Genomic DNA, 26,135 nt, shown 5'->3' on the forward strand with positions numbered 1-26,135 from the left:
GGTTTTTTGTCGTACCCCCGAGAGAGGATGGTCGGGTGCGAGACGTGCTGGAGGGTTTCGGCCGGGCCACCCGGGAGTGGTTCACGGCGGCTTTCGCCGCGCCCACCGCGGCCCAGGCCGGGGCGTGGCAGGCGATCGGCGCCCGCCGTAATGCCCTGGTGGTGGCCCCGACCGGCTCCGGCAAGACCCTGGCCGCCTTCCTCTGGTCGCTCGATCGGCTGGCCCACGAGCCGGCGCCGAAGGATCCGAAACACCGCTGCCGGGTCCTCTATGTCAGCCCGCTCAAGGCGCTCGCGGTCGACGTCGAGCGCAACCTGCGGGCTCCGCTCACCGGCATCCGGCAGGCGTCCGGCCGCCTCGGCATACCGCCGCCGGAAATCGCCGTCGCGATGCGTACGGGCGATACCCCGGCCGACGAGCGGCGGCTGTTCGCCCGCACCCCGCCGGATATCCTGATCACCACCCCCGAGTCGCTGTTCCTGCTGCTCACCTCGGCCGCGCGGGAGTCGCTGCGCGGCGTCGAGACGGTGATCGTCGACGAGGTGCACGCGGTCGCCGCCACCAAGCGCGGCGCCCACCTGGCGCTCTCCCTGGAGCGGCTCGACGCGCTGCTCCCCCGCCCGGCCCAGCGCATCGGCCTGTCCGCCACGGTCCGCCCGATCGACGAGACCGCCCGCTTCCTCGGCGGCGGGCACGACGTGACGATCGTCCAGCCGCCCAGCGCCAAGACCATCGAGGTGACCGTCGAGGTCCCGGTCGAGGACATGACGCGTCTCGACGAGGTGCCCGACGTGGACCCCGACGACCCGGGCGGCGGCCGGCACACCCCGTCGATCTGGCCGGCGGTCGAGGAACGGGTGCTCGACCTGATCCAGGCGCACCGCTCGACCATCGTCTTCACCAACTCGCGGCGCGGCGCCGAGCGGCTCTGCGCCCGGATCAACGAGCTGGCCGCCGAGCGAGCGGGCGAGGTCCTGCCGGTGCCGGCCCGATCGCCGGCCGAGATCATGGCGCAGGCCGGGCAGGCGGGCGGCGCCCCGCCGGTGGTGGCCCGCGCGCATCACGGCAGCGTCTCCCGCGAGGAGCGCAAACAGATCGAGGAAGCGCTGAAATCCGGCCGGCTGCCGGCCGTGGTCGCCACCTCGAGCCTCGAGCTCGGCATCGACATGGGCTCGGTCGACCTGGTCGTGCAGATCGAGGCGCCGCCCTCGGTCGCGGCCGGCCTGCAGCGCATCGGCCGGGCCGGTCACCAGGTGGGCGCGGTGTCCCGCGGGGTGGTCTTCCCGAAACACCGGGGCGACCTGGTCTCCTGCGCCGTGGTGGCCGAGCGGATGGGCGCCGGCGCGATCGAGGAGCTGCGCTATCCCCGCAACCCGCTCGACGTGCTCGCCCAGCAGATCGTGGCGATGGTCGCGCTGGACCCGTGGCAGGTCGACGAGCTGGCCGCGCTGGTCCGGCGGGCCGCGCCGTTCGCCGAGCTGCCCGAGTCGGCACTGCACGCGGTGCTCGACATGCTCTCCGGGCGCTATCCGTCGACCGCCTTCGCCGAGCTGCGCCCGCGCCTGGTCTGGGACCGCGGCGCCGACGTGCTCACCGGCCGGCCGGGCGCCCAGCGGCTCGCGGTGACCAGCGGCGGCACCATTCCCGACCGGGGCATGTTCGGCGTCTTCCTGGCCGGCGCCGAGCGCGCGGCCCGGGTCGGCGAGCTCGACGAGGAGATGGTGTACGAGTCGCGCGTCAGCGACGTCTTCCTGCTCGGCTCGACCTCGTGGCGGATCGAGGACATCACCCCCGACCGGGTGCTGGTCTCGCCCGCGCCCGGCGCCCCGGCCCGGATGCCGTTCTGGAAGGGCGACAGCCTGGGCCGGCCGATCGAGCTGGGCCGGGCGATCGGCAAGCAACTGCGCACCCTCGCCAAGGCCGGTGACGAGTCGGCCACCGCCACGCTGCGCGAGGCCGGGCTGGACGAGTGGGCGGCCGACAACCTGGTGGCGTACCTTCGCGAGCAGCGGGAGGCGACCCGGCACCTGCCCGACGACCGTACGGTCGTGGTCGAGCGCTTCCGCGACGAGCTGGGCGACTGGCGGATGACCGTACACTGTGTGCTCGGCGCCCGGGTCAACGCGCCCTGGTCGCTCGCGATCGCCCGCCGGCTGTCCGAGCGGTACGGCGTGGACGGCCAGGTCATGCCCTCCGACGACGGCATCGTGGTGCGCTTGCCGGACACCGCCGAGGAGCCGCCGGGCGCCGAGCTGGTGGCGTTCGACCCCGAGGAGATCGCCCAGCTGGTGGAGGAGTCGGTCGGCACGTCGGCGCTGTTCGCGTCCCGGTTCCGCGAATGCGCGGCCCGCTCGCTGCTGCTGCCCCGCCGTGACCCGCGTCGTCGCCAGCCGCTCTGGCAGCAGCGGCAGCGCGCCGCCCAGCTGCTCGACGTGGCCCGCGAGTTCGCCGACTTCCCGGTCACGCTGGAGGCGGCCCGCGAGTGCCTGCAAGATGTCTTCGACGTGCCCGGCCTGGTCGGGTTGATGCGCGAGGTGTCCGGCCGCAAGGTGCGGCTGGTCGAGGTGGAGACGCCGCGGCCGTCGCCGTTCGCCCGCTCGCTGCTGTTCGGCTATGTCGGAGCTTTCCTGTACGAGGGGGACGCGCCCCTCGCCGAGCGGCGCGCCGCCGCGCTCGCGCTCGACTCGACGCTGCTCGGCGAGCTGCTCGGCCGGGTGGACCTGCGCGAGCTGCTCGACCCGGCGGTGGTGGCCGAGACCGAGGCGCAACTGCAGTGGCTGACCAGTCGCCGCCAGCCCCGCGACGCCGAGGACACGGCCGAGCTGCTGCGCCTGCTCGGCGACCTGTCGCCGACCGAGCTCGCGGCCCGCGGCGTGGACGAGGCCTGGGTGCTGGAGCTCGAGGCGGCGCGCCGGGCGATCCGGGTGCGGGTGGCCGGCGAGGAGCGCTGGATCGGCATCGACGACGCCGGCCGCTATCGGGACGCGCTCGGCGTGGCGCTGCCGGTCGGGCTGCCGGAGGCGTATCTGTCGCCGGTGGCCGACCCGCTCGGCGACCTGGTCGCACGGTATGCCCGCACGCACGGGCCGTTCCCGGCGGCGACCTGCGCCGCCCGGTTCGGGCTCGGCGTCTTCGTGGTGGAGCAGGCGCTCAAGCGGCTCAGCGCCACCGGCCGGGTCGCGAGCGGCGAGTTCACCCCGGGCGGCGCCGGCAGCGAGTGGTGCGACGCCGAGGTGCTGCGGATGCTGCGGCGCCGGTCGCTGGCCGCGCTGCGCCGCGAGATCGAGCCGGTGCCGCCGCGGGTGCTGGCCGCGTTCCTGCCTCGCTGGCACCAGATCGGCGGCAACGCGCGCGGGGTGGACGCGGTGGCCGCCTCGATCGAGCAGCTGCAGGGCATCGCGGTGCCGGCCTCCGCGTGGGAAAGGCTGGTGCTGCCGGCCCGGGTCGCCGACTTTGCGCCGCCGATGCTCGACGAGCTGTGCGCGGGCGGCGACGTGCTCTGGGCCGGGTCCGGCTCGATCAGCGGCAACGACGGCTGGGTCACGCTGGCCTGGGCCGACAGCGCGCCGCTGCTGCTGCCCCCGCCTGACGACGAGCTCGCGCTCACCCCGCTGCACCAGCGGATCCTCGATGCGCTCGGGGACGGGCAGGCGCTGTTCTTCCGCAACCTCTCCGACCGGCTGGGCGCCACCGACGACGCCGAGTTGTCGGCCGCGGTGTGGGATCTGGTGTGGGCCGGGCACCTGACCAACGACACGCTCGCCCCGCTGCGCGCGCTGCTCGGCGGGAGCGGCGCGCACCGGGCGAAACCGGCCCCGGCCCGCACCCGCTACCGGCGGCCGGGGCGCGCGGTGCTGCCGGCCCGCGGCGGGCCGCCGAACATGGCGGGTCGCTGGTCCCGGCTGCCCGAGCGCGACCTCGACCCGACCCGCCGGGCGGCCGCCCTGGCCGACCTGCTGCTGGAGCGGCACGGCGTGGTCACCCGCGGCGCGGTGATGGCCGAGGGGGTGACCGGCGGCTTCGCGGCGGTCTATCCGGTGCTGGGCGCGCTGGAGGAGCGCGGTGCGGCCCGCCGGGGGTATTTCGTCGAGGGCCTGGGGGCGGCGCAGTTCGCGGTGCCGGGGGCGGTCGACCGGTTGCGGGCGCTGGCCGATCCGGAGGAGTTGTCCCGGCGGGCGGGGACGGCTCAGGTGCTGGCGGCGACCGATCCGGCGAACCCGTACGGCGCGGCGCTGGGCTGGCCCGAGCGGGTGATCGACAGCGGGGACGGGGAGGCGACGACCCGTGCCGGCCACCGGCCGGGACGCAAGGCGGGGGCGCTGGTGGTGCTGGTCGGCGGCGAGCTGGTGCTCTATGTGGAACGGGGTGGCCGCACGCTGCTGTCGTTCGTGGACGATCCGGAGGCGCTGATCGCGGCCGGGCGAGGGCTGGGCGAGGCGGTGCGCTCGGGTGCGCTGGGCGCGATGTCGGTCGAGCGGGCGGACGGCGAGGCGGTGCACGCGTCCCCGCTGCGCGACGCGCTGACCGCGGCCGGCTTCCGCGCGACACCTCGGGGGCTGCGCCTGCGCGGGTGAGAAGCGCCGCAGGCCGGGGGCTGCGCCTGCGGGGACGGGAGGAGCCACAGGTCGGACGCTGCGCCTGCGCGGGGTGAGAGGCGCCGCGCGCAAGACGGCTGCCACGCGCAAACGGCCGCCGAGCGCAAAACGGCTGCCACACGCAAACGGCCGCCGCGCGCAAGACGGCTGCCACGCGCAAAGGACCGCCGCGCCCAAACCGCCGCCGGGCGCAAGACGGCTGCCACGCGCAAACGGCCGCCGAGCCGAAACCGCCGCCGGGCACAGGACGGCTGCCACGCGCAAACGGCCGCCGGGCACAGGACGGCTGCCACACGCAAACGGCCGCCGCGCCCAAACAGCCGCCGGGCACAGGACGGCTGCCACACGCAAACGGCCGCCGAGCGTAAACGGCCACCGGCGCAAACGGGGCGGCGGTCAGGGGCGGTCGTCCGGGTGGAGGGTGGTGGTCAGTTCGCGGTAGGCGGTGAGCACCAGGTGCGTGTGTTCGGCCAGGTCGGCGGCCGGGTCGGAAGCGGGCGCGGCGGCCGTGGCCGGGTCGGGTGAGGTGGTGGCCAGGGAGCGCTCGGCGGCTCGGATGGCCTCGTGCATCTCGCGCTCGCGGATGAGGGTGCGCCCGGCTTCCTCGGCGCGTCCCAGGCTCGCCAGGCGGCCGGCCAGGTCGATCTCGACGGCCGAGAGCGCCTCCTTGGTGGCGCGGATCTGGGTCTGGAGCTTGGCCGCGGTGGCGTCGGCCGGGGGCGCCGCGGCGAAGTCGGGCCGGGTCAGCTGGGCCAGCACCGCCTTCAGTTCCTGGCGGCGGGCCAGGCCGCCGGCGATCTCCCACAGCGCCTCGGCCAGCAGATTTTCCGCCTCCGGCACGTCGATCAGGCCGTCGAGCGCCGGCCAGGTCTTCGCCACCCGATCGGCGACGGTCACGGCCCGGTCGAAGGCGGTCCGCTCGGCCGCGGCCGTGAGCTCGATGCCGCCCTCGAGCCCGACGATCCCGCGCCGGCCGAGATGGCGCCGCACGAGGTAGCGCCGGACGAACCGGGGCACCAGGAAGCCGGTGAGGCACAGAACCACCAAACCGGCCACGAGCGCCATCATCGGCCCGAAATACCGCAGAACGGCCAGCACCGCCACGATCGTCGGCAGCCCGATGACCAAAATCGTCGGCAGTGTCGGATCGACCCGCACCTGGTGGCCGGGCACCCGCTCCTCGGCCAGGGAACCCCACGCCCGGCGCACCCGGCGCCCGCCGGGCACGCGGAGGCCGCGCCCGCCGGGCACGCGGAGGCCGGTCCGGGAGACGACCGTCCGGTTCCGATCCTTCGCGACGTACAGCCCCATGGCTCAACAGTAATTCGCCGTTCGCCAGCTGTTATGGGCACGGTCGGGTCGGGTGCCCACAGTGACCGCATGCACGATCATGGCGATTCCTGTCTCCAGCACGCCCTGTCGTCGTCGGCGAACTGCGCCGACCTGCACGAACACGGCGACACCACTCCGCGGGCCAGCCGGCGGGGCCTGCTGCGCGCCGCCGGTCTGCTCGGCGCGGGCGCGATGGCCACCGCCGCGTTGCCGGCTGCCGCCGCCGAGGCGAACCCTCGCGGCACCTTCCAGAACGACTGCGACAGCCCGCGCTTCACGCTCGTGGTCATACCGGACACCCAGTACCTGTTCGACGAGGACCGCGGCGACTCCCGCCCGCTGGAGGCGTCGCTGCGCTGGATCCTGGACCACGCCGAGGACGAGAACATCGTCTTCCTGTCCCACCTCGGCGACCTCACCCAGAACGGCCTGGCCAGCGAGTTCGCCTCGATCGGCAAGGCGTTCGAGCGGCTCGACCGGGCCGGGGCCGCGTACAGCGTGCTGGCCGGCAACCACGACATCGACTCGGGCACCGACGACAGCCGCGGCGACAGCCCGTACCTGCAGACCTTCGGACCGAAGCGCTTCCGCGGGGCGAGAAGCGGGGTGACGAGCGGGGCCAGCCCGGACGGCTACAACAGCTACCACCTCTTCACCGCCGGCGGCCGGCAGTGGCTGGTGCTCGCCCTCGACTGGCGGCCGAGCGCGGCCGGCATCGCCTGGGCGCAGTCGGTGCTCGACCAGCACCCGGCGCTGCCGGTGATCCTCACGACCCACGAGATCGCGTTCGCCGACGATGACGGCGAGGCGCACCTGTCCGACTTCGGCCGGCAGCTGTGGGACCAGTTCATCGCCCGCAACGACCGGGTCTTCCTGACCCTCAACGGGCACTTCTGGCCGCCGGGACGCACCGTGCTGAAGAACGACGCCGGCCACGACGTGCACGTCCACATCACCAACTACCAGGACCGCTACTACGGCGGCGGGGCGATGATCCGGCTGTACCGGTTCGACCTCGCACGCGGCTGCGTGGACGTCGAGACGATCTCGCCGTACTTCCTCGGCATGGCCGCCGAGAAGCGCGACGAGCTCGCCGAGCTGGAGGTGCAGCTGACCGGCCCGACCAACCGGTTCAGCATCGACATCGACTTCGCCACCCGGTTCGGCGCGGCGCCGGCCCGGCCCGCGCGGCCGGCCAAGGCGGTGCTGGTGCCGGGTACGCTCGCCTACTGGCGGTTCGACCAGGCGACCGGCGGCGCGGTGGGCGGCGTGATCCCGGACCTCTCCGGCAACCGCAACGACCTCACCCGGGTCGAGCTGTCCGGCGGCCCGGACACGCTGACCTGGTCCGACGATCACCACCCGGACCAGCCGGCGCACGCCAGCCTGCGGTTCCGGGGCGGCAAGAAGCCGGCGCGGGGCGCCTACCTGCGTACGGCCGACGGCGCGCCGTTGAACGCCCTCACCCTCGACCGCGGCTACACCATCGAGACGTTCGTCAAGCTGCCGGCCGACTTCGGCGACGCGCACGCCTGGTGCGGGGTGCTCACCCGGATGGGCACCGGCGGCGACGCCGGCAAGACCGGGGACGACCCGTCCGAGCCCGCCGGCTGCCTCAACCTCTCCTCCGTCGCCGAGCTGCAGTGGGCGGTCTTCCCCCGCAACCAGAACCGGATGTCGACGAACTGGAGCCACCTGCTCCCGCTCGGCAAGTGGTGGCACGTCGCCGTGGTCAACGACGGAAAACACACCATCATGTACGTGGACGGCTGCCCGGTCGTCCGCAATCCGTCCACCCCCGCGATCGGCCTGGCGACCGCGGGCAAGCCGTGGCTGGTCGGCGCCTACCACTACGCCGACATCGTCGAGCAGGCCTACTACGGCTGGCTGGGCGACGTACGGATCGTCGGCCGGGCCCTGCGCCCGGATCAGTTCCTGAAAGCCTGACCCGGGCCGGCAGGAGGTTTCAGAGCTGCGCGGCGACGGTCGAGGCGATCAGCTCGATGTGGTCGAGGTCGGTGACGTCCATCGTCTGGAGGAACAGACGGGTCGCGCCGGCCTCGGCGTACCGCCGAATCACCTCGACCACCTCGCCGGGCGTGCCCACCGCCGCGCCCTTGGCGCGCAGCTCGCCGGCATCGGCGCCGATGGCGGCGGCCCGGCGCCGCACCTCGGCGTCGTCCCGGCCCACCACCGTCTCGACCGCGGCCGAGAAGACCGGCGGCGTCTCGCGACCGATCGCCGCGCAGGCCTGGCGGACGCGCTCGAAGGTCGGCGCGACCTCGGAGACCGGCGCGAACGGGACGTTGAACTCGTCGGCGAAGCGCGCCGCCAGCGACGGCGTGCGCTTCCTGCCGTGTCCGCCCACGATCACCGGCGGGCGCGGTGACTGCACCGGCTTCGGCAGCGCCGGCGAGTCACTCAGGTCGTAGTGCTTGCCGTGGAAGTCGAAGGTCGCGCCGGCCGGCGTCGACCACAGGCCGGTGACGATCTCCAGCTGCTCCTCGAGCCGGTCGAACCGCTCACCGACCGCCGGGAACGGGATGCCGTACGCGGCGTGCTCCCGCTCGAACCAGCCGCCGCCCAGGCCCAGCTCGACCCGGCCGCCGCTCATCTCGTCGACCTGGGCCACCGCGATCGCCAGCGGCCCGGGCAGCCGGAACGTGGCCGAGGTGACCAGCGTGCCGAGCCGGATGCGGGACGTCTGCACGGCGAGCGCGCCCAGCGTCACCCAGGCGTCGGTCGGCCCGGGCTCGCCCGGCACGCCCATCGCCAGGTAGTGGTCGGAGCGGAAGAAGCCGTCGAAGCCGGCCGCCTCCGCGGTCCGCGCGACCCGGGTCAGGTCGCCGTGGGTGGCCCCCTGCTGGGGCTCCGTAAAGATCACAAGACGCACAGGTCCAACCTGCCACACACGAAGCGTGCCGGGGCAGTAACGTTGGCCACCATGGCCGGATATGAATGGATCAGCCTCACCACCGACTACGGGACGTTCGACGGTTTCGTCGCGGCGTGCCACGGAACGATCGCGCGCGTCGCGCCCGCCGTACGCGTCATCGACGTGACCCACCACGTGCCCCCGGCCGACGTGACGCGCGGCGCCGCAGTGCTCGCCCAGACCGCGCCGCACCTGCCGCCCTCGGTGCACGTCGCGGTGGTCGACCCGGGCGTCGGCACGGCCCGCCGCGGTCTGGTCCTCGAGACCCCGGGCGGCCTGCTGGTCGGTCCGGACAACGGGCTGCTGATCTGGGCGGCCGACGCGCTCGGCGGCGTCGACCGCGCCTTCGAACTGGCCAACAAGGACTGGCAGCTGGGCACGGTGGCCCGCACCTTCCACGGGCGCGACGTGTTCGCCCCGGCCGGCGCGCATCTCTCGCTCGGCGCCAGCCCGGTCGACGCCGGCCCGGCGATCGACCCGGCCGACCTGATCCGGCTGCCCGACCCGCTGGTCACGATCGGCGACGGCTGGATCGAGTCCGAGGTCGGCACCGTCGACCGCTTCGGCAACGTGCAGCTCGCGGCCACCGGCGACGTGCTGGCCGGGCTGGGCCACGAGCTGCTCGTCAACGGCTCGGTGCGGGCCCGACGGGGCACCACGTTCGCCGACGTCGAGCGCGGCGAGCTGCTGGTGTACGAGGACTCGGCCGGCTTCGTCGCGATCGCGGTGAACAACGGCCGGGCCGTGGTCGTCCTCTCGGTCCGCCCCGGCGACACCGTCCGGATCGCCGAGCGCCGATAGCGCGAGATGATGGAGCCATGCCCGAGGGTGACACCGTGTGGAACACGGCCCGGGTGCTCGAGCGTGCCCTGGTCGGCGACGTCCTGACCGGCAGCGACTTCCGAGTGCCGCGGCTGGCCACCGCCGACCTGGCCGGCTGGACCGTCGCCGAGTCGGCCAGCCGCGGCAAGCACCTGCTGCTGCGGCTCACCCGGGCGGGCGAGAAGCCGCTCACCCTGCACTCGCACCTGCGGATGGACGGCGCGTGGCGGGCGTACGCGCCGGGCGAACGCTGGTCCGGCCGGCCGGCGCACCTGATCCGGGTGGTGCTGCGGACCGCGCGGTCGGTGCTGGTCGGCTACCACCTGCACGACGTCACGCAGGTGCCCACGGCCGACGAGGAGTCGCTGGTCGGGCACCTCGGCCCGGACCTGCTCGGCCCGGACTGGGACCCGGCCGAGGCGGCGCGGCGGATCGCGGCCAAGCCGGCGGCGACCATCGCCGAGGCGCTGCTCGACCAGCGCAACCTCGCCGGGGTGGGCAACCTCTACAAGGCCGAGACGATGTTCCTACGTGGACTGTGGCCGTGGACACCGGTCGCCGAGGTGCCCGACCTGCCCGGCGTGGTGACGCTCGCGCAGAAACTGGTGGCCTCGAACAAGGGCCGCTGGACGCAGTCCACCACCGGCTCGTTACGCCGCGGCGAAACGACCTATGTGTACGGACGACGCGCTCTCCCGTGCCGGCGGTGCGGCACCGCCATCAAGAAGGCCGATCAGGATGAACGCGTCACATACTGGTGCCCGCGGTGCCAGGCCGAGTAGCTACAACTGCGTGGCCGTCGGGCGCTTGAGTTCGGCGAGCCCCTCGGCCAGGCCGCGCAGCCGGTCGGTGGCGTCGATCAGGCTGGACAGCGCCGGGTGCGGGCCGTCGGTGACCGGGTGGCCGTCCTCGGCGACATAACTGGCGGCCGCGGCCACCAGCTGCTCGAACGCCGTGACGCCCGCGGTGAACTGCTCGGCGAGGGCCGCATGCGACTCCTCGAGGGCGGCGCGCGGGCCGCCGGCCGGGCTCAGCGGGATGGCCCGCTCGACGCTCGCCACCCGCTGCCCGAGATCCCGCAGCCACTGCTCGGACACGGCCGCCTCGAGCAGCGCCGCCTCGCCGGGCCCGGTCAGCCGGCCGGCCAAGCCGGTCAGGGTGGCCGAGGCACGATCCAGCCGATCCCACGCCTGGGTGATCGCCGAGCCGCGCAGGGCGTACCGGTTTTTCTGCCGGCGCACCTCGTTCAGCACCGTACGGCCGGCCGGGAACCGCTCGATCGCGGCGGTCAGCCGCTGGCCGGTCAGCGCCGGGTCGGGCGGGGGCGGCGGCGGGAGGGCGGCGAGCGCACGATGGTCGCTCCACCGCCACCAGGCGAGCGCGACCGAGGAGCCGGCCGCGCCGGCCCAGATCGCGTCGGCGATGCCTATCCCCGAATACGGAGTGAGGACCGCGGTGGCCGCCACCAGGCCACCGCCCAGCACGCTCCACCGCCGCGCCGAATTGCGCAGCTTCCGGAGCCGCCGGAAATATCTGGTCCGCTCGTCCACCGCTCGTCCTCCCCGCTGACTTCGGGCCGCTCAGCCGGCCGCGGTGGTGTCGCCCCGCTTCTGGTTCATGCTGGCGCGGATCTCGTCGAGCCGGGCCACGCTCGCCGGGTCGGCCGCCGGGGCCGACTCGACCGCGGGCTGGCTGGGCGCGGCGCCGAGCTTCTCCCCGGCCATGCTCGCCCGGATCTGCTCGAGCCGGGACTGGCCGGCCAGGTCGAGGCTCGATTTCTGCACCTCGAGCATGCGGCCCTCGACCGAGTTGGACGCGAGCTCGGCCCGGCCCATCGCGTTCGCGTACCGCTGCTCGATCTTGTCGCGGACCTCGTCGAGCGACGGCGTGTTGCCGGGCGCGGCGAGCGACGACATCGACTCGAGCGACTTGGCCACCGTCTCCTGCATCTTGGCCTGCTCGAGCTGGCTGAGCAGGCGGGAGCGCTCGGCGATGCGCTGCTGCAGCACCATCGCGTTGTTCTCCACCGCCTTGCGGGCCTGGCCGGCCGCGGCGAGCGCCTGGTCGTGCAGCGTCTTCAGGTCTTCCATCGACTGCTCGCCGGAGACCAGCTGGGTGGCGAGCGTCGTCGCGGTCGACTCGTATTTCTGGGCCTCGGACTCGTTGCCGTCGGCGCGCGCCTTGTCGGCCAATACCAGAGCCTGACGGGCCATGCCCTGCAGTTTCTCGACCTCGGACATCTGGCGGGACAGCTTCATCTCCAGCTGGCGCTGGTTGCCGATCACCGCCGCGGCCTGCTGCACGAGCGCCTGGTGCTGCCGCTGCGCGTCCTCGATGGCCTGCTGGATCTGCACCTTCGGGTCGGCGTACTCGTCGATCTTCGCACCGAAGAGCGCCATCATGTAACGCCAGCCCTTGACGAACGGGTTCGCCATCTCGCGGTATCCCCTCAATGTCGCTCAGTCTTCGGCGCCACCGACGAAGCGATGGCGTGACCACCATCGTGACAGCTCACCGCCACCGGCGTCACGTGGCCTCCGGGGGATCTCAGGGTCTCCCCCAACGGTTCGAGGCTACGCCGCTGTCCGGGTCAGGGTCGATCCCCGGAGCGGACACCGAAGACGCGCAGGGCCGGACCGCTTCACAGCGGCCCGGCCCTGGTGAGACTGCGACGATCTAGGCGGCATACACCACTTCGCGCTGGGGTTTCCGGGTGGCCCGCAGAGTCGCCTTGAGCGGCGAATCCTGGCGCACCGAGACGGAAACCTCCCCCTCGCGGGCGACCGGCTTCCCCTCGGCCTTTCCCTCGACCGGAAGAAGCACGCCCTCCATCTCCTCGGCGAGCAGCAGCGTATCGCTGACCTCGCCGAGCACCTCGGACAGGCGCGCGCCCAGCGCATCACAGATCGCGGCGAGAAGCTCGCTCGACGCTTCCTTCTGGCCGCGCTCGATCTCGGACAGATACCCCAGGCTGACATTCGCGGCGGTGGACACCTCGCGCAGCGTGCGGTGCTGTCCCTGCCGGCGCGCCCGAAGTGCGTCGCCGATCACCCGGCGTAGCAGGACCATGGCACCTCCTCCTGCGGCGGGCCGCCGGCACGCGCCGGAGGCTTCCCGCAACCGTACCCGTTGCCGGCGACGCCGACATCCCGCCCCGCCGAATTCCGGGGGACCCCCCGGGCGGGACCTCGGTCCAACAACCGAGATCACTGGAACATTCCCCAGCTCAGGCGGGTTTCGACGCCTCCCGCAGGGTTTCCGACAGCAGCTGTAGTACGCGCGTCACACTTTCGGTGCGGACGGCGTCCCGATTTCCCTCGAGCCGCAGCTCACGGACGGCCGAGTGGCCCGGCCCCCGGACGGCGACGTAGACCAGCCCGACCGGCTTGCCGTCCTGCGCATCCGGACCGGCCACCCCGGTGGTGGCCAGGCCCCAGTCGGCGCCGCAGCGCTGCCGGGCGCCGGCCGCCAGCGCCGCCGCGACGTCCGGATCGACCGGCCCGCGCTCGGCGAGCAGTTCCTCGGGGACGTCGGCCAGCTGCGCCTTCAGATCTGTCGCGTAGACGACCAGGCCGCCCCGGAAGACCGCGCTCACCCCGGGGATCTCCACGATCGTGGCCGCCACCAGCCCGCCGGTCAGCGACTCGGCGGTGGCCACCGTCTCGCCCCGGTCCACCAGGCGATGGACCGCGTCGGCAGCCACGCGGCCCGTCTCGGTGAGATCCACGACTCGATCCTATTGCTTGGCTTGATGATCGCGGCGCAGACGGAGCGCTTGGAGCAGATAGTCGCCGCCGGTGACCACGGTCACGATCAGGGCGGCGCCCATCAGCCACGGGCCGACCAGGTCGAGCGGGTGCGGCATCGGCCACAGGTACCAGGCGATCGCGGCGATCTGCAGCACGGTCTTGAGCTTGCCGCCGCGGCTGGCCGGGATGATGCCGTACCGGATGACCCAGAAGCGCAGCGCCGTCACACCCCACTCGCGGACCAGGATGGCGATCGTCACCCACCACGGCAGCCGGTCGTACGCGGACAGCAGGATCAGCGCCGTGCCGGTCAGCGCCTTGTCCGCGATCGGGTCGGCGACCTTGCCGAACGAGGTGACCAGCGACCACTTCCGGGCGATCCAGCCGTCCACGAAGTCGGTCGCCGAGGCCAGGCAGAACACGAGGCAGGCGGCTATCCGGGCGCCACTGCCGGTCAGACCCGAGGCGATCACGATCACCACGAACACCGGGACCAGCACGATCCGCAGCACGGTCAGGACGTTCGCCGGGTTGTAGGGCGAAACGACCTTGGCTGCCGTCGCGGGGACCGGCTCGTCAGCCACGCGTAGCTACCGCGTCGATCATCTCGACCGGCACGGCGATCAGGTCGACGCCTTCCGTGGCGGTCACCCGGGCCCGGACGAGATCGCCGGGCACCAACTTTTCAAGGTCTACGCCGGTGTCCCCCGAGACGAGCGTAGTGGAGCCGTCGACCTCGGGGGCCTGGTGCTCGGCGCGGCCCTCGACCTCGCCGCCGGCGACCGTGTCGACCAGCACCTCGACCAGCGAGCCGAGCCGTTCCTCGGCCCGCTGGGCGCACAGCTCGTCGGCCAGCGACACCAGGCGGTCGTAGCGGCGTTTGATCGTCTCCTCGCGGACCTTGCCGGGCAGGCCGGCCGCCTCGGTGCCGTCCTCGTCGCTGTAGTCGAAGACGCCGATCGCATCCAGCCGGGCGTCGGTGAGGAAGCGGACCAGCTCGTCGACATCCTGCCGGGTTTCGCCGGGGAAGCCGACGATGAAGTTGCTGCGGGCGCCGGCCGCCGGGGCCAGCGCGCGGGCCGCGTCGAGCAGCTCCAGGAAGCGCTCGGTCGAGCCGAAGCGGCGCATCCGGCGCAGCACCGGCTCGCTGGAGTGCTGGAAGCTGAGATCGTAGTAGGCGGCCACGCCCGGGGTGGTGGCGATCACCTCGACCAGGCCGGGCCGGGTCTCGGCGGGCTGCAGGTAGCTGGCCCGCACCCGGACGATGCCGGCGACCGCGGCCAGCTGGGGCAGCAGTTTCTCCAGCGCGCGCGGGTCGCCCAGGTCCTTGCCGTACGAGGTGCTGTTCTCGCTGACCAGCACCAGCTCGCGCACGCCCGTCCCGGCCAGCCACTCGGCCTCGGCCAGCAGCTCCTGGGGGTCGCGGGAGACGAACGCGCCGCGGAACGCCGGGATCGCGCAGAACGAGCAGCGCCGGTCGCAGCCGCTGGCCAGCTTCAGCGAGGCGACCGGGCCGGAGTCGAGCCGGCGGCGCAGAACGCTCCGCAGGTGGGCGGGGGTGTGCTCGTCCACGGTCGCGTGCCCGGGGATCACCACCCGGGCCGCCTGGCGCTGTACGGGAGTGATCGGCAGCAGCTCGCGGCGGTCGCGCGGGGTGTGCGCGTCGAACCGCTCGCCGGCCAGCACCCCGTCGAGCCGGGCGGCGATGTCGGCGTAGTCGTCGAAGCCGAGCACGGCCTGCGCCTCGGGGAGGCTCTCGGCCAGCTCCTTGCCGTACCGCTCGGCCATGCAGCCGGCCGCGACCACCTTGGCGCCGGTGTCCGCGGCGGCGAGCAGCGTCTCGATCGAGTCCTGTTTCGCCTTCTCCACGAAGCCGCAGGTGTTGACGAGCACCACATCGGCCCCGGTGGCGTCGGTGCTCACCTGCCAGCCGCCGGCGTCGAGGCGGGCGGCGAGCTCCTCCGAGTCGACCTCGTTACGGGCGCAGCCCAGGGTGAGCAGAGCAACACGACGCGGCGAAGGAGTCACTGACACTTGCCAAAGGTTACCGGGCGACCGCGCGCCGCCGTTCCCCCGCACGGCCGGGAACGCCGGAATTGATCGGACGCGCCCTTCCGCTCGTAATACTCAGCATCATGCCGAACGTCAGAAAACCGCCGCCGTACGCGGAGTGGGTGCTGCTCGCCGCGCTGGCCTCGCTCGCCGTCCTGGCCCGCCGGGCCGGCTGGTTCATCAAGACGAACGACACCACGATCTTCATGCAGTGGGTCGACCAGATGCGCGCGGCCGGCGGCTGGCGCGGGATCGGCCAGCAGATCGGCAACTACAACGCGCCGTTCCTGTACCTGCTGGCCGCCGTCATCTACCTGCCCGGGTCGCTGCTCGTCAAGATCAAAGCGATCTTCGTGCTGTTCGATGTGTTACTAGCATATTTCACGTACCAGATTGTGGGTTTGCGGTTCGAGGGACGTCGGGCGCCGGCCGCGGCCGGGCTGGCGATGCTGCTGCTGCCCACTGTCGTGATCAACGCCTCCTGGTACGGCCAGATGGACGCCATGTGGGCGAGCTTCGCGCTGGGCGGGGTCTACTTCCTGATGCGCGAGCGGCCCTGGGTGGCGGTCACGCTGTGCGCGGTGTCCCTGGCGATCAAGCCACAGGGGATCTTCATCTTCCCGCTCCTGCTGCTGCTCGCGCTGGGTGGGCGACTTCCCTGGCGTACGTTACTGACGGTCCCCGCCGTCTTCGCGGTGCTGGACGTCCCCGCCCTGCTGGCCGGCCGGTCCCCGATGGACCTGCTCACCGTCTACGACATGGGCCGGCAGGCGGTGCACGTCGAGGGGCTGACCCTGCGGGCGCCCAGCGTGTACGCCTTCATCGAGGCGGGCCGCCGCGCCGAGACGGTCCGGGTGCTCGGCTACATCTTCACGGCCGCCCTGATCCTCGGCATCCTCTACGTCCTGATAATCCGGAATGTCCAGATCACTCGGGACCGGCTGGTCACCTACGCGGCGCTGTTCGCGATCGCGATGCCGTTCCTGCTGCCGGGCATGCACGAGCGCTACTTCTTCCTGGCCGACGTCACCACGGTGCTGCTGGCGATCCACAAGCCACGGCTGTGGCCGGTCCCGCTCCTGGTGCAGGCGGCGTCGCTGATCAGCCTGGAGCCCTTCCTGTTCGGCGGCCGCACGCCGCAGATGCTGCCGCTGACCGTCCCGGCGACGCTCATGCTCGCCGCCCTGGTGACGGTGCTTCACCACGTACTCAAGGATGCTCTTGATCTTGAATCAACCCAGCACCTTGAAAGCACGGAGATCCCGGACACTCCCGAGGAGCTCGAGGACGAGATCAGTCGTCCAGGCGGAGAGCGGCTAGCGCCTCTTCCAGCCCGTCGGGCTTGACCAGCACGTCGCGCGCCTTGCTGCCCTCCGAGGGCCCGACGATGTCGCGCTGCTCCATCAGGTCCATCAGGCGGCCGGCCTTCGCGAAACCGACCCGCAGCTTGCGCTGCAGCATCGAGGTCGAGCCGAACTGACTGGTCACCACCAGCTCGATCGCCTGCAGCAGCAGGTCGAGGTCGTCGCCGATCTCCTCGTCGATCTGCTTCTTCTTGCTCGGCGGCGCGTCGGTGACGCCCTCGCGGAACTCCGGCTCGCGCTGGTCGCGGCAGAACTTGACGACCGCCGCGATCTCCTTCTCGTCGACCCACGCACCCTGGATGCGGGTCGGCTTGGAGGCGCCCATCGGCAGGAAGAGGCCGTCGCCGCGGCCGAGCAGCTTCTCGGCGCCCGGCTGGTCGAGGATGACCCGGCTGTCCGCGAGCGAGCTCGTCGCGAACGCGAGCCGGGACGGGACGTTGGCCTTGATCAGGCCGGTCACCACGTCGACCGACGGGCGCTGGGTGGCCAGCACGAGGTGGATGCCGGCCGCCCGGGCCAGCTGGGTGATCCGGACGACCGAGTCCTCGACGTCGCGCGGGGCGACCATCATCAGGTCGGCGAGCTCGTCGACGATCACCAGCAGGTACGGGTACGGCTTCATCTCCCGCTCGCTGCCGGGCGGCGCGGTGATCTCGCCGTTGCGCACCTTGCGGTTGAAGTCGTCGATGTGGCGTACGCCGTTGGCCGCGAGGTCGTCGTAGCGCATGTCCATCTCGCCGACGACCCACTCCAGCGCGTCGGCGGCCTTCTTCGGGTTCGTGACGATCGGCGTGACGAGGTGCGGGATCCCCTCGTACGCGGTCATCTCCACCCGTTTCGGGTCGACCAGCAGCAGCCGCACCTCGTCCGGCGTGGCCCGGGTCAGCAGCGACACCAGCAGCGAGTTGAGACACGAGCTCTTGCCCGCACCGGTCGCGCCGGCGATCAGGATGTGCGGCATCTTGGCCAGGTTGGCCACCACGAAGCCGCCCTCGATGTCCTTCCCGAGGGCGACCACCATCGGGTGATGGTCGCTGGTCGCGGCCCGGGAGCGCAGCACGTCGCCGAGCGAGACGTTCTCCGGGTCGGTGTTCGGGATCTCCACGCCGACCGCGCTCTTGCCCGGGATCGGGCTGAGGATGCGCACGTCGGCGGACTTCACCGCGTACGCGATGTTGCGGGAGAGCTGGGTGATCCGCTCGACCTTGACGCCCGGGCCGACCTCGACCTCGTAGCGGGTGACCGTCGGGCCGCGGGTGAAGCCGGTGACCACGGCGTCGACGTTGAACTGGTCGAAGACCGTGGCCAGCGCGGCCATCACCTCGTCGTTGGCGCGGCTGCGGGCCTTCGCCGGGGTACCCTCGGCCAGCAGGCTCGGGGGCGGAAGGTGGTAGTCCCCTTCCAGCGCCGTGATCTCCAACTGCTCGGCGCGGGTCGGCAGCGGCGAGTGGTCCGGCGCGGCCTTTTTCCGACTTTTCGGAATTTTCGGGATCGGGACGACGTCATGCTCAATGTCGTCGTTGTCGGAAATTTCGGGTTCGTCGGGCGCCAGCCCGATGTCGGCCAGGGAGCCCTGCCGGCGCCTCGCCGGGCGCCGGGGCTGGAGCGGCTCGCCGTCCTCGCCGTCCTCGTCGAGGTCTTCCAGGTCGAGATCGATGTCGGGCAGCGGCGCGCGCTCGGTCGAGCGCCCGAGCATGACGTCGACCAGCAGCATCACCCGCTCGGGGATCCGGTTGATCGGCGTCGCGGTGATCACCAGCAGGCCGAAGACGAACAGCAACACCAGCAGCGGTACGGCGACCCAGGCGGTCACCGAACTCTCCAGCACCCCGCCCACGCCGTAGCCGAGCAGGCCGCCCGCCTTGTCCACGGCCAGGTCGTCGGCCGGTTTCTGGGCGATGTGCAGCAGCGCCGCGGTGGACAGGATGATCGCGCTCCAGCCGACCAGGCTGCGGCCGCGGTGCTCGGGGTCGCCCGGGCGGCGCATCAGCCGGATCGCGCCGTAGAGCAGCAGCAGCGGGAGGAACACGGCCAGCCCGCCGAAGAACAGCCGGATCGCGTCGGCCAGCCACTTGCCGACCGGGCCGGCGCTGCCCGCCCAGACCGCGACCCCGATCAGGATGGCCAGGCCCAGCATGAGCAGGCCGGCGCCGTCGCGGCGATGCTCGGGGTCGATCTCCTTGGCGGTGGCGGCCTGCTTGCCGACGCCGCGGGCGACCCAGCCGACGCCGTGCGCGACACCCATCCAGAGCGCGCCGATGCCCCGCCCGACGCCACCGGCGACGACGGCGCCCACCGAGGGACGGGCTCTTCGGACCGGACGGGCGGGCGCGCGCCGGGCCGCGGCCTTGCGCGGTGCCGCCTTCCGGGCACGCGGCGTCGCGGCGCCACGCGTCGACGTGGCACGGCCCCGGCTCGCCTTCGCCGGCGGAGTTCGGCCCGCCATGGAATACACCGTAGCGTCGATGGACACCCGGACCGCGCAGGCGCACCGCGGCGTTACCCTCGATCAAGTGCAGGCTCTTACCCATGAACTGATCAAGTCGGTGCTCGACGCGCGTGACTACGCCTACATGGTCGACGAGGACGGTGATGTTCTCGGCAACTTCCAGGGGAACCTCGTCTACTTCTTCCAGATCGGCGAGAACAACGAGATGCTCCAGGTGCGCGCCATGGTGCAGCACGTCTTCGGGATGGAGGACGTGGTGCGGCTCTACGAGTTCTGCAACGCCTGGAACCACGACCGGCTCTGGCCCAAGGCGTACGTGCACGTGCAGGACGACGGCACGGTCAACGTGGTCGGCGAGGTGATCGCCGACTGGGAGAAGGGCGTCACGGCCGAGCAACTCGATCAGGTGATCGTCTGCGGGATCGCGACGGGTTGCCAGCTTGCCGACGCCGTCGCCGAACTGAAGCAAAGCCGGCCCACGAACTGAGCACCACCACGGCGGCCACGATCTGGGCGGTCCGCTCCTGCCCGTGGGGGTAGAAGACCCCGGCGACGTGGTTGGCGAGGAAGCCGCCCTCGTGCGCGGGCAGGCCGGCGTGCGCGCGGGCCCGGTCCTCCGCCCAGGTGAGCGGGCAGGGCAGGCTCGCCGCCACGACCAGCACGAGCCACGCGGCCGCGGCGACCTGGAACCAGATCAGCCACGGCCAGCGCCACGCGGCGAAGCCGCCGAGCAGTCCCAGGGCCAGGAAAGCGAAGTGCAGGCCCACGGCGACGTACGCGACGGCTTCGAAGAACACAACTCCACGGTAAGGCGGGACGCCCATCCGCGCCCCGCCCCGGCCGCGGTCACGGGGCGGCGAACCCCAGGGTGTACGCGCCGCTGCCGGCCGAGGCCACGACCACGTACCGGTAGACGCCCGAGCGCAGGTTCGCGCTCAGCGTCTTGTCGCCGGTCCCGGTGGCCTTGGCCACCGTGCGGAACCCGGTGGCGGTGTGCCGCTGCAGGAACAGGTCGAAGTCGGCGCCGGCGGGGGCGTCAAGGCAGGCGACCTGCCGGCCGGCGTTGGCCCGGAAGGCGCCGTTGCCCGGGATGGCCTGCGCCTGCCCGGCCCGGTTGAGCGAGCCCTGGGCCTGCACCGGGAGGTTCGCGCAGGCGTCGGCGGCGTCGGTCGGCGCGGTGCTGGGCTCCTCGGTCGGCGCGGAACTCGGCGGAGTAGAGGCGTCGCCACCGGTCGTCAGCAGCGTCAGGTTGTTGATCGCCAGGATCTCGTTGACCGGCTGGAAGAACGTCTCGCCGCCGGTCGTGCAGTCGCCCGAGCCGCCGGAGGTGACGCCCTGGGCCTGGTCGCCGGCGAGCCACGGGCCGCCCGAGTCGCCGGACTCGGCGCACGCGTTGGTCCGGGTCAGGCCGGTGACCGCGCCCTCCGGGTAGACCACCGTCTGGTTCTTCGCCTCGATGGTGCCGCAGTGCGTGCCGCTGGTGGAGCCGGAGCGGCAGACGGCCGCGCCCACCGGGGCCTCGGTGCTGCCGGCCACCGGCAGCAGGTTGCCCTTGAAGTCGTTGACGAACGGCTGCAGCGAGTCGCCGTTGGTCACCTGCACGAAGCCCTCGTCGTTGTCGCCCGGGAAGATCGACGCCTTGACCGAGCCCATCGCGACCTGGTTCTGGTCGAAGGTCTGGTCGCCGGCGCTGCCGCAGTGCCCGGCGGTCACGAAGCCGCCCTGCACCGCGAAGCCGATCGAGCAGCGCGCGGTGCCCTCGGCCAGCGAGATGAAGTACGGGTCCGCGCCGTGCAGGTCGGTCCCGGCGAGCGGCTTCGGCGTGGCCGGGCTGGTCAGCACGCTCACCGCGTCGGTCTTGACGCCGGCCTCCGCGGCCAGGCTCTTCGCCGCCGCGGTCCGGCCTGGCTTGGCCACCACGACCAGCTTGTTGGTCTTGACGTCGACGTACCAGCCGGACACCCCGGCAGCGTCGGCGCGTACCGCGTCGAGCTTCTCCTTCGCCGCGTCGAGCGTCTGCTCGCTCCGCTTGACCATGACCGGCACCGCGCCGGCCGCGCGTACGGCGTCGGCCGCGCCCGCGTTGGTCACCGCGACCTTCAGGGTGGTGCCGTCGGTCGCCAGCCACGCGCCGCCGAAGTCCGAACCGGTCTTCGCCGCAAGCGTGGCCGAGACCCCGCTGGCCCATTTCGCGCGCTTGAGCCGGGCCGTCGCCTGATCGCCGTCCAGCCCGAGGTCGCGCTGCATGGCCGCGAGAATCTGCGGAGCCACGCCGGACCTGGTGGACGCCGGCTTGGTGGACGACGGCGTCGTGCCGGCCATCGAGGGCAGGGTGAACGCCACCGCTGCCCCGGCGGCCGCCACGACCGCCGCCGCCACGGCGATCCGTCTGCGCTGCATCTGAGGAACTCCCCTCGCCACGGGGTGCCGTGGGGGCGGCACCGTGACAAGAGGTACGGACGAAGCGGACGGAAGGTTCAGACCTCGACGACGGTCGGCACAATCATCGGCCGGCGTCGATACGCGTCGTTCACCCAGCGGCCCACCGTACGCCGCACGACCTGCTGCAACTGGTGGGTGTCGGTGATGCCGTCCTCGGCCGACCTGTGCAGCGCGGCGGTGAGCAACGGGATGACCGGGCTGAACGCCTGCGGGTCCTCGGAGAAGCCCTTCGCGGAGATGTTCGGCTCGCCGACCACCTTGCCGGTCACCGAGTCGATCACCACGGTGGCCGAGATGAAGCCGCCGTCGCCGAGGATCCGCCGCTCGGTGAGCAGCGACTCGCTGACGTCGCCGACCGCGAGGCCGTCCACGTACACGTAGCGGTTGGCCACCCGGCCGACGTGCCGCGCGTGCCCCTCGACCAGGTCGACCACGTCGCCGTCCTCGCAGAGCACCACCCGGTCGGCCGCCACGCCCGACTCGATGCCGAGCTGGGCGTGCGCGCGCAGGTGCCGCCACTCGCCGTGCACCGGCATGAGGTTGCTCGGGCGTACCACGTTGAGCAGGAACAACAGTTCGCCGGCCGGCGCGTGGCCGGAGACGTGCACCTTCGCGGTCTCCTTGTGGACCACCGTGGCGCCGGCCCGGGAGAGCCGGTTGATCACCCGGTAGACCGAGGTCTCGTTGCCCGGCACCAGCGAGCTGGCCAGCACGACGGTGTCGCCCGGTTCGATGGTGATGTGCCGGTGGTCGCCGGTCGCCATCCGGCCGAGCGCGCTCATCGGCTCACCCTGCGACCCGGTGGACATGAAGACGATCTCGTCGCCCGGCAGGTTGGTCGCCTCGTCCAGGCTGACCAGCAGGCCGTCCGGGATGTGCAGCAGGCCGAGGTCGCGGGCGATGCCCATGTTGCGGACCATCGAGCGGCCGATCAGCGCGACCTTGCGGTCGTACTCCCAGGCGGCGTCCATCACCTGCTGGACGCGGTGCACGTGCGAGGCGAAGCTGGCCACGATGATCCGGCCGCGGGCCTTGCCGAAGATCGAGCTGAGCACCGGGCCGATGTCCCGCTCGGGGGCCACGAAGCCGGGCACCTCGGCGTTGGTCGAGTCGGACAGCAGCAGGTCGACGCCCTCGGCGCCGAGCCGGGCGAAGCCGGCCAGGTCGGTGATCCGGCCGTCCAGCGGCACCTGGTCCATCTTGAAGTCGCCGGTGTGCAGCACCAGGCCGGCCGGCGTCCGCACGGCCACCGCCAGCGCGTCCGGGATGGAGTGGTTGACCGCGAAGAACTCGCACTCGAACGGCCCGAGCCGCTCGGTCTGCCCCTCGCGCACGGTCAGCGTGTACGGGTCGAGGCGCCGCTCGGCCAGCTTGGCCTCGACCAGCGCCAGCGTGAACTCCGAGCCGACCAGCGGGATGTCCGCCTTGTGCGCCAGCAGGTACGGCACGGCGCCGATGTGGTCCTCGTGGCCGTGGGTGAGCACGATCGCCTGGACGTCATCCAGCCGGCCGAGGATCGGGGTGAAGTCGGGCAGGATGAGATCGACGCCGGGCTGCTCGACGTCGGGGAAGAGCACCCCGCAGTCGATGATCAGCAGCTTGCCGTCGAACTCGAGCACGGTCATGTTGCGGCCGATGGCCCCGAGGCCGCCGAGCGGGATGACGCGCAGGGCGCCTTCCGGCAGCGGCGGTGGTGGATCCAGCTCCATATGGGCTTGACTCATTCGCGTCTTTCTCGATCAGAGGACGATGCCGGCTTTCGCCGCGTCCTCGCGCAACTGGTTCAGTTCTTCGTCGCCGGCGTCGACCAGCGGGGACCGCACCGGGCCGGCGGGCAGGCCGCGGGCACGCAGGCCGGCCTTCACCAGCATGGTGCCGGGCGCCCGGAAGATGCCGGTGAACAGCGGCAACGCCTGCCGGTGCAGGGTCAGGGCGGCGGCGACGTCGCCGCGCTCGTACGCCTCGATCATGTCTTTGGCGATCGGCCCGGTGAAATGGGTGGACGTGCCGACCAGCCCGACCCCGCCGATCGACAGCAGCGGCAGGGTCGCCGCGTCGTCACCGGAGTAGTAGGCGAGATCGGTGCGGCTGGTGACCCAGGAGGAGGCGACGAGGTCGCCCTTGGCGTCCTTGACCGCGACGATCCGCTCGTGCTCGGCGATCCGGCACATGGTCTCGGTGGCGATCGCCGTGCCGGCCCGGTGCGGGATGTCGTAGACGATGATCGGCAGGTCGGTCGCCTCGGCCACGGTCCGGAAATGCTTGGCCACGCCGGCCTGCGGCGGTTTGTTGTAATACGGCGTCACCACGAGCAGGCCGTGCGCGCCCGCCTTCTGCGCGGCATGCGCCAGCTCGACGGTGTGCGCCGTGTTGTTGGTGCCGACCCCGGCCACCACCCGGGCCCGGTCGCCGACCGCCTCGATCACCGCGCGGAGCAGCGTCTCCTTCTCCGCGTCGGTGGTGGTCGGGGACTCGCCGGTGGTGCCGCTGATCACGAGCGCGTCGTTGCGCTGCTCGTCGACCAGGTAGGTGGCCAGTTTCGCCGCGCCCTCGACGTCGAGGGAGCCGTCCGGGGCGAACGGGGTGACCATGGCGGTCAGCAGCCGTCCGAAGGGTCGCGGGTCGTGCGTCATACCCACAACCTATCGGACGGGCCGGTCAGACGTAGAAAGCGGTGAACGGGGCCCAGGGCAGGTTACGCAGCACGCTCCAGACGCCCCAGACCGCCACGAATGCGATCATCGTACGCGGACCGACGGTGAGCTGCGGCAGCTTCCAGTTGAAGAGCCGCTTCCCGGCCCAGGCGACGTACATGTACAGCAGGAACGGCACCGCGAATGTGAAGATCGCGTGGTGCCGGGCGGCGGCCGGGATGTTGCCGTGCAGCAGATACCACGCGGCGCGGGTGCCGCCGCAGCCCGGGCAGACGAAGCCGGTGGTGTATTTCAGCAGGCAGGTCGGGGCGTCGCCGGCGCCCGCCTCGGTCGGGTGGGTGGCCAGCGTGTAACCGATCGAGCCGGACATGCAGACCAGCATCGCGACCGGCGCGGCCCAGACCGGCGACCTGGTCCAGGCGCGCTGGACGAACCGGGTGACCACGTCGGGCCGGGGCGCCGCCCACTCCGGAGGCAGGGCCGGACCCTGCATGGGCTCATCTGCCAGGGTCATGAGCGTCACGGTACACCGGCGAGGGCAGCACCCAGCGGGCCCGCGAAGTCGCCCTTGATCGGAGCCGCGATCGTCTCCAGCCCGAGCCAACCGGCCAGCCGGTGCAGCTCGGCCGCCAGGTGGACAGCGGTCTCCTCCTGATCCGCGGCCGGCTCCAGCCACGCGGCCGGGATCTGCAACACGCCGGCCTTCCGGTCGGCCTTCAGATCGACCCGGGCCGCAAACCGATCACCGAGCAGGAACGGCAGGACGTAGTAGCCGTAGAGCCGCTGCGGCGCGGGCACATATATCTCGATACGATAGGACAAATCGAACAGTCGCTCGGTGCGGCCGCGCTCCCAGATCAACGGGTCGAAGGGGCTCACCAGGGTCGACGCCTTCACCCAGCGCGGGACCTTGGCCGCGCTGTGCAGGTAGGCCGGGGCACGCCAGCCCCGCACGCTGACCGGAATGAGCACCTTGTCCTCGACGAGCTCCGAGATCGCCTGCTTGAAGCCGTCGACCGGCAGCCGGAAGTAGTCCCGGATCTCCGGCTCGGCCGCCACCCCCAGCGCCCGGGCGGACATCTCGACCAGCGCCCGGATCGCATCCGGATACGCCGGGGTCGGCGCCTCCAGCACCGCCGCGGGCAAGACGCGAGAAGGCAGGTCGTAGCGGCGGGCGAAGGACGTCGTCCGCTCGGCCGCGGTCACCTGACCGGTGTAGAACAGCCACTCCAGGGCCTGTTTCACCACCGACCAGTTCCACCCCCAGTGGTCCTTGCGGCGGGGCGCGTCGTGCTCGATCTCGGCGGCCGTGATCGGGCCCCGGCCGCGCACCTCGTCGAGCACCCAGGCGACCAGCTCGGGCTGCTCGGCCGCCAACCGTCGCATGTTGCCCCAGGCGAAATCGGCCGCCCGGGCCATCCGCCAGCGGAACAGCGGCTGCAGGTCGGTGGTGATCAGCGAGGCCTCGTGGCCCCAGAACTCGAACAGCTCGCGGGGCTTGCGGTAGGCGGCCCGCTCCAGCAGCTCGACCGGATAGGGCCCCAGGCGGCTGTAGAGCGGCATGAAGTGGGCGCGCTGCAACACATTCACCGAATCCATCTGGATCAGGTGCAGCCGGCGCAGCACGCGGCGCAGGTGGCGCATATCCGTGCTGCCGCCCGGCCGTGGATCAGTGAAGCCCTGGGCCGCCAGCGCGATGCGCCGGGCCTGGCTGACGGAGAGCGATTCGGGTGCCATCGAC

The 26,135-nt window shown here is 72.4% G+C and carries 21 protein-coding genes; 6 read left to right on the top strand and 15 right to left on the bottom strand.

What is annotated here, in order from left to right:
• The first annotated feature begins 44 nt into the window (after positions 1 to 44).
• A complete protein-coding gene (locus tag IH26_RS0110695) occupies positions 45 to 4,574 on the top strand; it encodes an ATP-dependent helicase (protein WP_030435991.1) in 4,530 nt (1,509 codons plus the stop codon).
• Between the two features lie 417 nt (positions 4,575 to 4,991).
• On the opposite strand, the gene IH26_RS55765 is transcribed toward IH26_RS0110695, so the two are convergent.
• Positions 4,992 to 5,906: a hypothetical protein gene (locus tag IH26_RS55765; protein ID WP_051807940.1), complete on the bottom strand. Its 915-nt coding sequence runs from the start codon at positions 5,904 to 5,906 to the stop codon at positions 4,992 to 4,994.
• Positions 5,907 to 5,975: 69 nt separating this feature from the next.
• Between IH26_RS55765 and IH26_RS0110705 the strand changes: the two genes are divergently transcribed.
• Positions 5,976 to 7,874 (top strand): LamG-like jellyroll fold domain-containing protein, encoded by a 1,899-nt coding sequence (locus tag IH26_RS0110705; protein ID WP_084598809.1) that lies wholly within the window; start codon positions 5,976 to 5,978, stop codon positions 7,872 to 7,874.
• 19 nt (positions 7,875 to 7,893) lie between these two features.
• Here the strand turns inward: IH26_RS0110705 and IH26_RS0110710 are convergent, their stop codons facing one another.
• Positions 7,894 to 8,820, bottom strand: coding sequence for an LLM class F420-dependent oxidoreductase (locus IH26_RS0110710; protein ID WP_030435994.1), 927 nt, complete (start codon positions 8,818 to 8,820; stop codon positions 7,894 to 7,896).
• A gap of 51 nt (positions 8,821 to 8,871) precedes the next feature.
• On the opposite strand from IH26_RS0110710, the gene IH26_RS0110715 reads away from it, so the two are divergent.
• Positions 8,872 to 9,663, top strand: a complete 792-nt coding sequence (locus tag IH26_RS0110715; RefSeq protein WP_030435995.1) for an SAM hydrolase/SAM-dependent halogenase family protein — start codon at positions 8,872 to 8,874, stop codon at positions 9,661 to 9,663.
• A 17-nt stretch (positions 9,664 to 9,680) separates the two neighbouring features.
• Complete coding sequence (locus tag IH26_RS0110720; RefSeq protein WP_030435996.1) at positions 9,681 to 10,466, top strand: DNA-formamidopyrimidine glycosylase family protein; 786 nt, start codon at positions 9,681 to 9,683, stop codon at positions 10,464 to 10,466.
• Here IH26_RS0110720 and pspM read toward each other — a convergent pair whose 3' ends face one another.
• The 6 genes from pspM to rimO form a co-directional block, all read right to left on the bottom strand.
• Positions 10,467 to 11,234, bottom strand: coding sequence for a phage shock envelope stress response protein PspM (gene pspM / locus IH26_RS0110725; RefSeq protein ID WP_030435997.1), 768 nt, complete (start codon positions 11,232 to 11,234; stop codon positions 10,467 to 10,469). It lies immediately after the preceding gene.
• Between the two features lie 30 nt (positions 11,235 to 11,264).
• Positions 11,265 to 12,119 (bottom strand): PspA/IM30 family protein, encoded by an 855-nt coding sequence (locus IH26_RS0110730; protein ID WP_030435998.1) that lies wholly within the window; start codon positions 12,117 to 12,119, stop codon positions 11,265 to 11,267.
• A gap of 241 nt (positions 12,120 to 12,360) precedes the next feature.
• Positions 12,361 to 12,753, bottom strand: a complete 393-nt coding sequence (locus tag IH26_RS0110735) for a helix-turn-helix domain-containing protein (RefSeq protein ID WP_030435999.1) — start codon at positions 12,751 to 12,753, stop codon at positions 12,361 to 12,363.
• 157 nt (positions 12,754 to 12,910) lie between these two features.
• Positions 12,911 to 13,411 carry a CinA family protein gene (locus IH26_RS0110740; protein WP_030436000.1) on the bottom strand — a complete coding sequence of 167 codons (501 nt, stop codon included), beginning with the start codon at positions 13,409 to 13,411 and terminating at the stop codon, positions 12,911 to 12,913.
• A 9-nt stretch (positions 13,412 to 13,420) separates the two neighbouring features.
• Complete coding sequence (gene pgsA, locus IH26_RS0110745; protein WP_030436001.1) at positions 13,421 to 14,017, bottom strand: CDP-diacylglycerol--glycerol-3-phosphate 3-phosphatidyltransferase; 597 nt, start codon at positions 14,015 to 14,017, stop codon at positions 13,421 to 13,423.
• Complete coding sequence (gene rimO / locus IH26_RS0110750) at positions 14,010 to 15,467, bottom strand: 30S ribosomal protein S12 methylthiotransferase RimO (RefSeq protein ID WP_030436002.1); 1,458 nt, start codon at positions 15,465 to 15,467, stop codon at positions 14,010 to 14,012. The genes pgsA and rimO overlap by 8 nt, the downstream gene beginning before the upstream one ends.
• 101 nt (positions 15,468 to 15,568) lie before the next feature.
• On the opposite strand from rimO, the gene IH26_RS0110755 reads away from it, so the two are divergent.
• On the top strand, positions 15,569 to 16,831 hold the full coding sequence (locus tag IH26_RS0110755) for a DUF2029 domain-containing protein (RefSeq protein WP_030436003.1): 1,263 nt from the start codon (positions 15,569 to 15,571) through the stop codon (positions 16,829 to 16,831).
• Here IH26_RS0110755 and IH26_RS0110760 read toward each other — a convergent pair.
• Positions 16,779 to 19,295, bottom strand: a complete 2,517-nt coding sequence (locus IH26_RS0110760; protein ID WP_034214683.1) for an FtsK/SpoIIIE family DNA translocase — start codon at positions 19,293 to 19,295, stop codon at positions 16,779 to 16,781. The two genes, IH26_RS0110755 and IH26_RS0110760, sit on opposite strands and share 53 nt — an antisense overlap.
• A gap of 88 nt (positions 19,296 to 19,383) precedes the next feature.
• Here IH26_RS0110760 and IH26_RS0110765 point away from each other — a divergent pair, with 88 nt between their 5' ends.
• Positions 19,384 to 19,785: a type III secretion system chaperone family protein gene (locus tag IH26_RS0110765; RefSeq protein WP_034214845.1), complete on the top strand. Its 402-nt coding sequence runs from the start codon at positions 19,384 to 19,386 to the stop codon at positions 19,783 to 19,785.
• Here IH26_RS0110765 and IH26_RS57830 read toward each other — a convergent pair.
• From IH26_RS57830 to IH26_RS0110790, 6 genes are all read right to left on the bottom strand, one after another.
• Positions 19,682 to 20,095 (bottom strand): DUF2784 domain-containing protein, encoded by a 414-nt coding sequence (locus IH26_RS57830; RefSeq protein WP_169789744.1) that lies wholly within the window; start codon positions 20,093 to 20,095, stop codon positions 19,682 to 19,684. The genes IH26_RS0110765 and IH26_RS57830 overlap by 104 nt on opposite strands.
• Positions 20,096 to 20,144: 49 nt before the next feature.
• A complete protein-coding gene (locus tag IH26_RS0110770) occupies positions 20,145 to 21,698 on the bottom strand; it encodes a S1 family peptidase (protein ID WP_030436006.1) in 1,554 nt (517 codons plus the stop codon).
• 77 nt (positions 21,699 to 21,775) lie between these two features.
• The gene (locus IH26_RS0110775) at positions 21,776 to 23,464 is read right to left on the bottom strand and encodes a ribonuclease J (protein WP_030436007.1); all 1,689 of its coding nucleotides are present in this window, start codon (positions 23,462 to 23,464) and stop codon (positions 21,776 to 21,778) included.
• 15 nt (positions 23,465 to 23,479) lie between these two features.
• Positions 23,480 to 24,373, bottom strand: a complete 894-nt coding sequence (gene dapA / locus IH26_RS0110780; RefSeq protein WP_030436008.1) for a 4-hydroxy-tetrahydrodipicolinate synthase — start codon at positions 24,371 to 24,373, stop codon at positions 23,480 to 23,482.
• A 25-nt stretch (positions 24,374 to 24,398) separates the two neighbouring features.
• Complete coding sequence (locus tag IH26_RS0110785; RefSeq protein WP_245665103.1) at positions 24,399 to 24,908, bottom strand: DUF2752 domain-containing protein; 510 nt, start codon at positions 24,906 to 24,908, stop codon at positions 24,399 to 24,401.
• A gap of 5 nt (positions 24,909 to 24,913) precedes the next feature.
• Positions 24,914 to 26,131, bottom strand: a complete 1,218-nt coding sequence (locus tag IH26_RS0110790) for a winged helix-turn-helix domain-containing protein (protein ID WP_030436010.1) — start codon at positions 26,129 to 26,131, stop codon at positions 24,914 to 24,916.
• Positions 26,132 to 26,135: the final 4 nt, after the last annotated feature.

The sequence above is a fragment of the Actinoplanes subtropicus genome (genome assembly GCF_000721705.1).
GTDB classification, from domain to species: domain Bacteria; phylum Actinomycetota; class Actinomycetes; order Mycobacteriales; family Micromonosporaceae; genus Actinoplanes; species Actinoplanes subtropicus.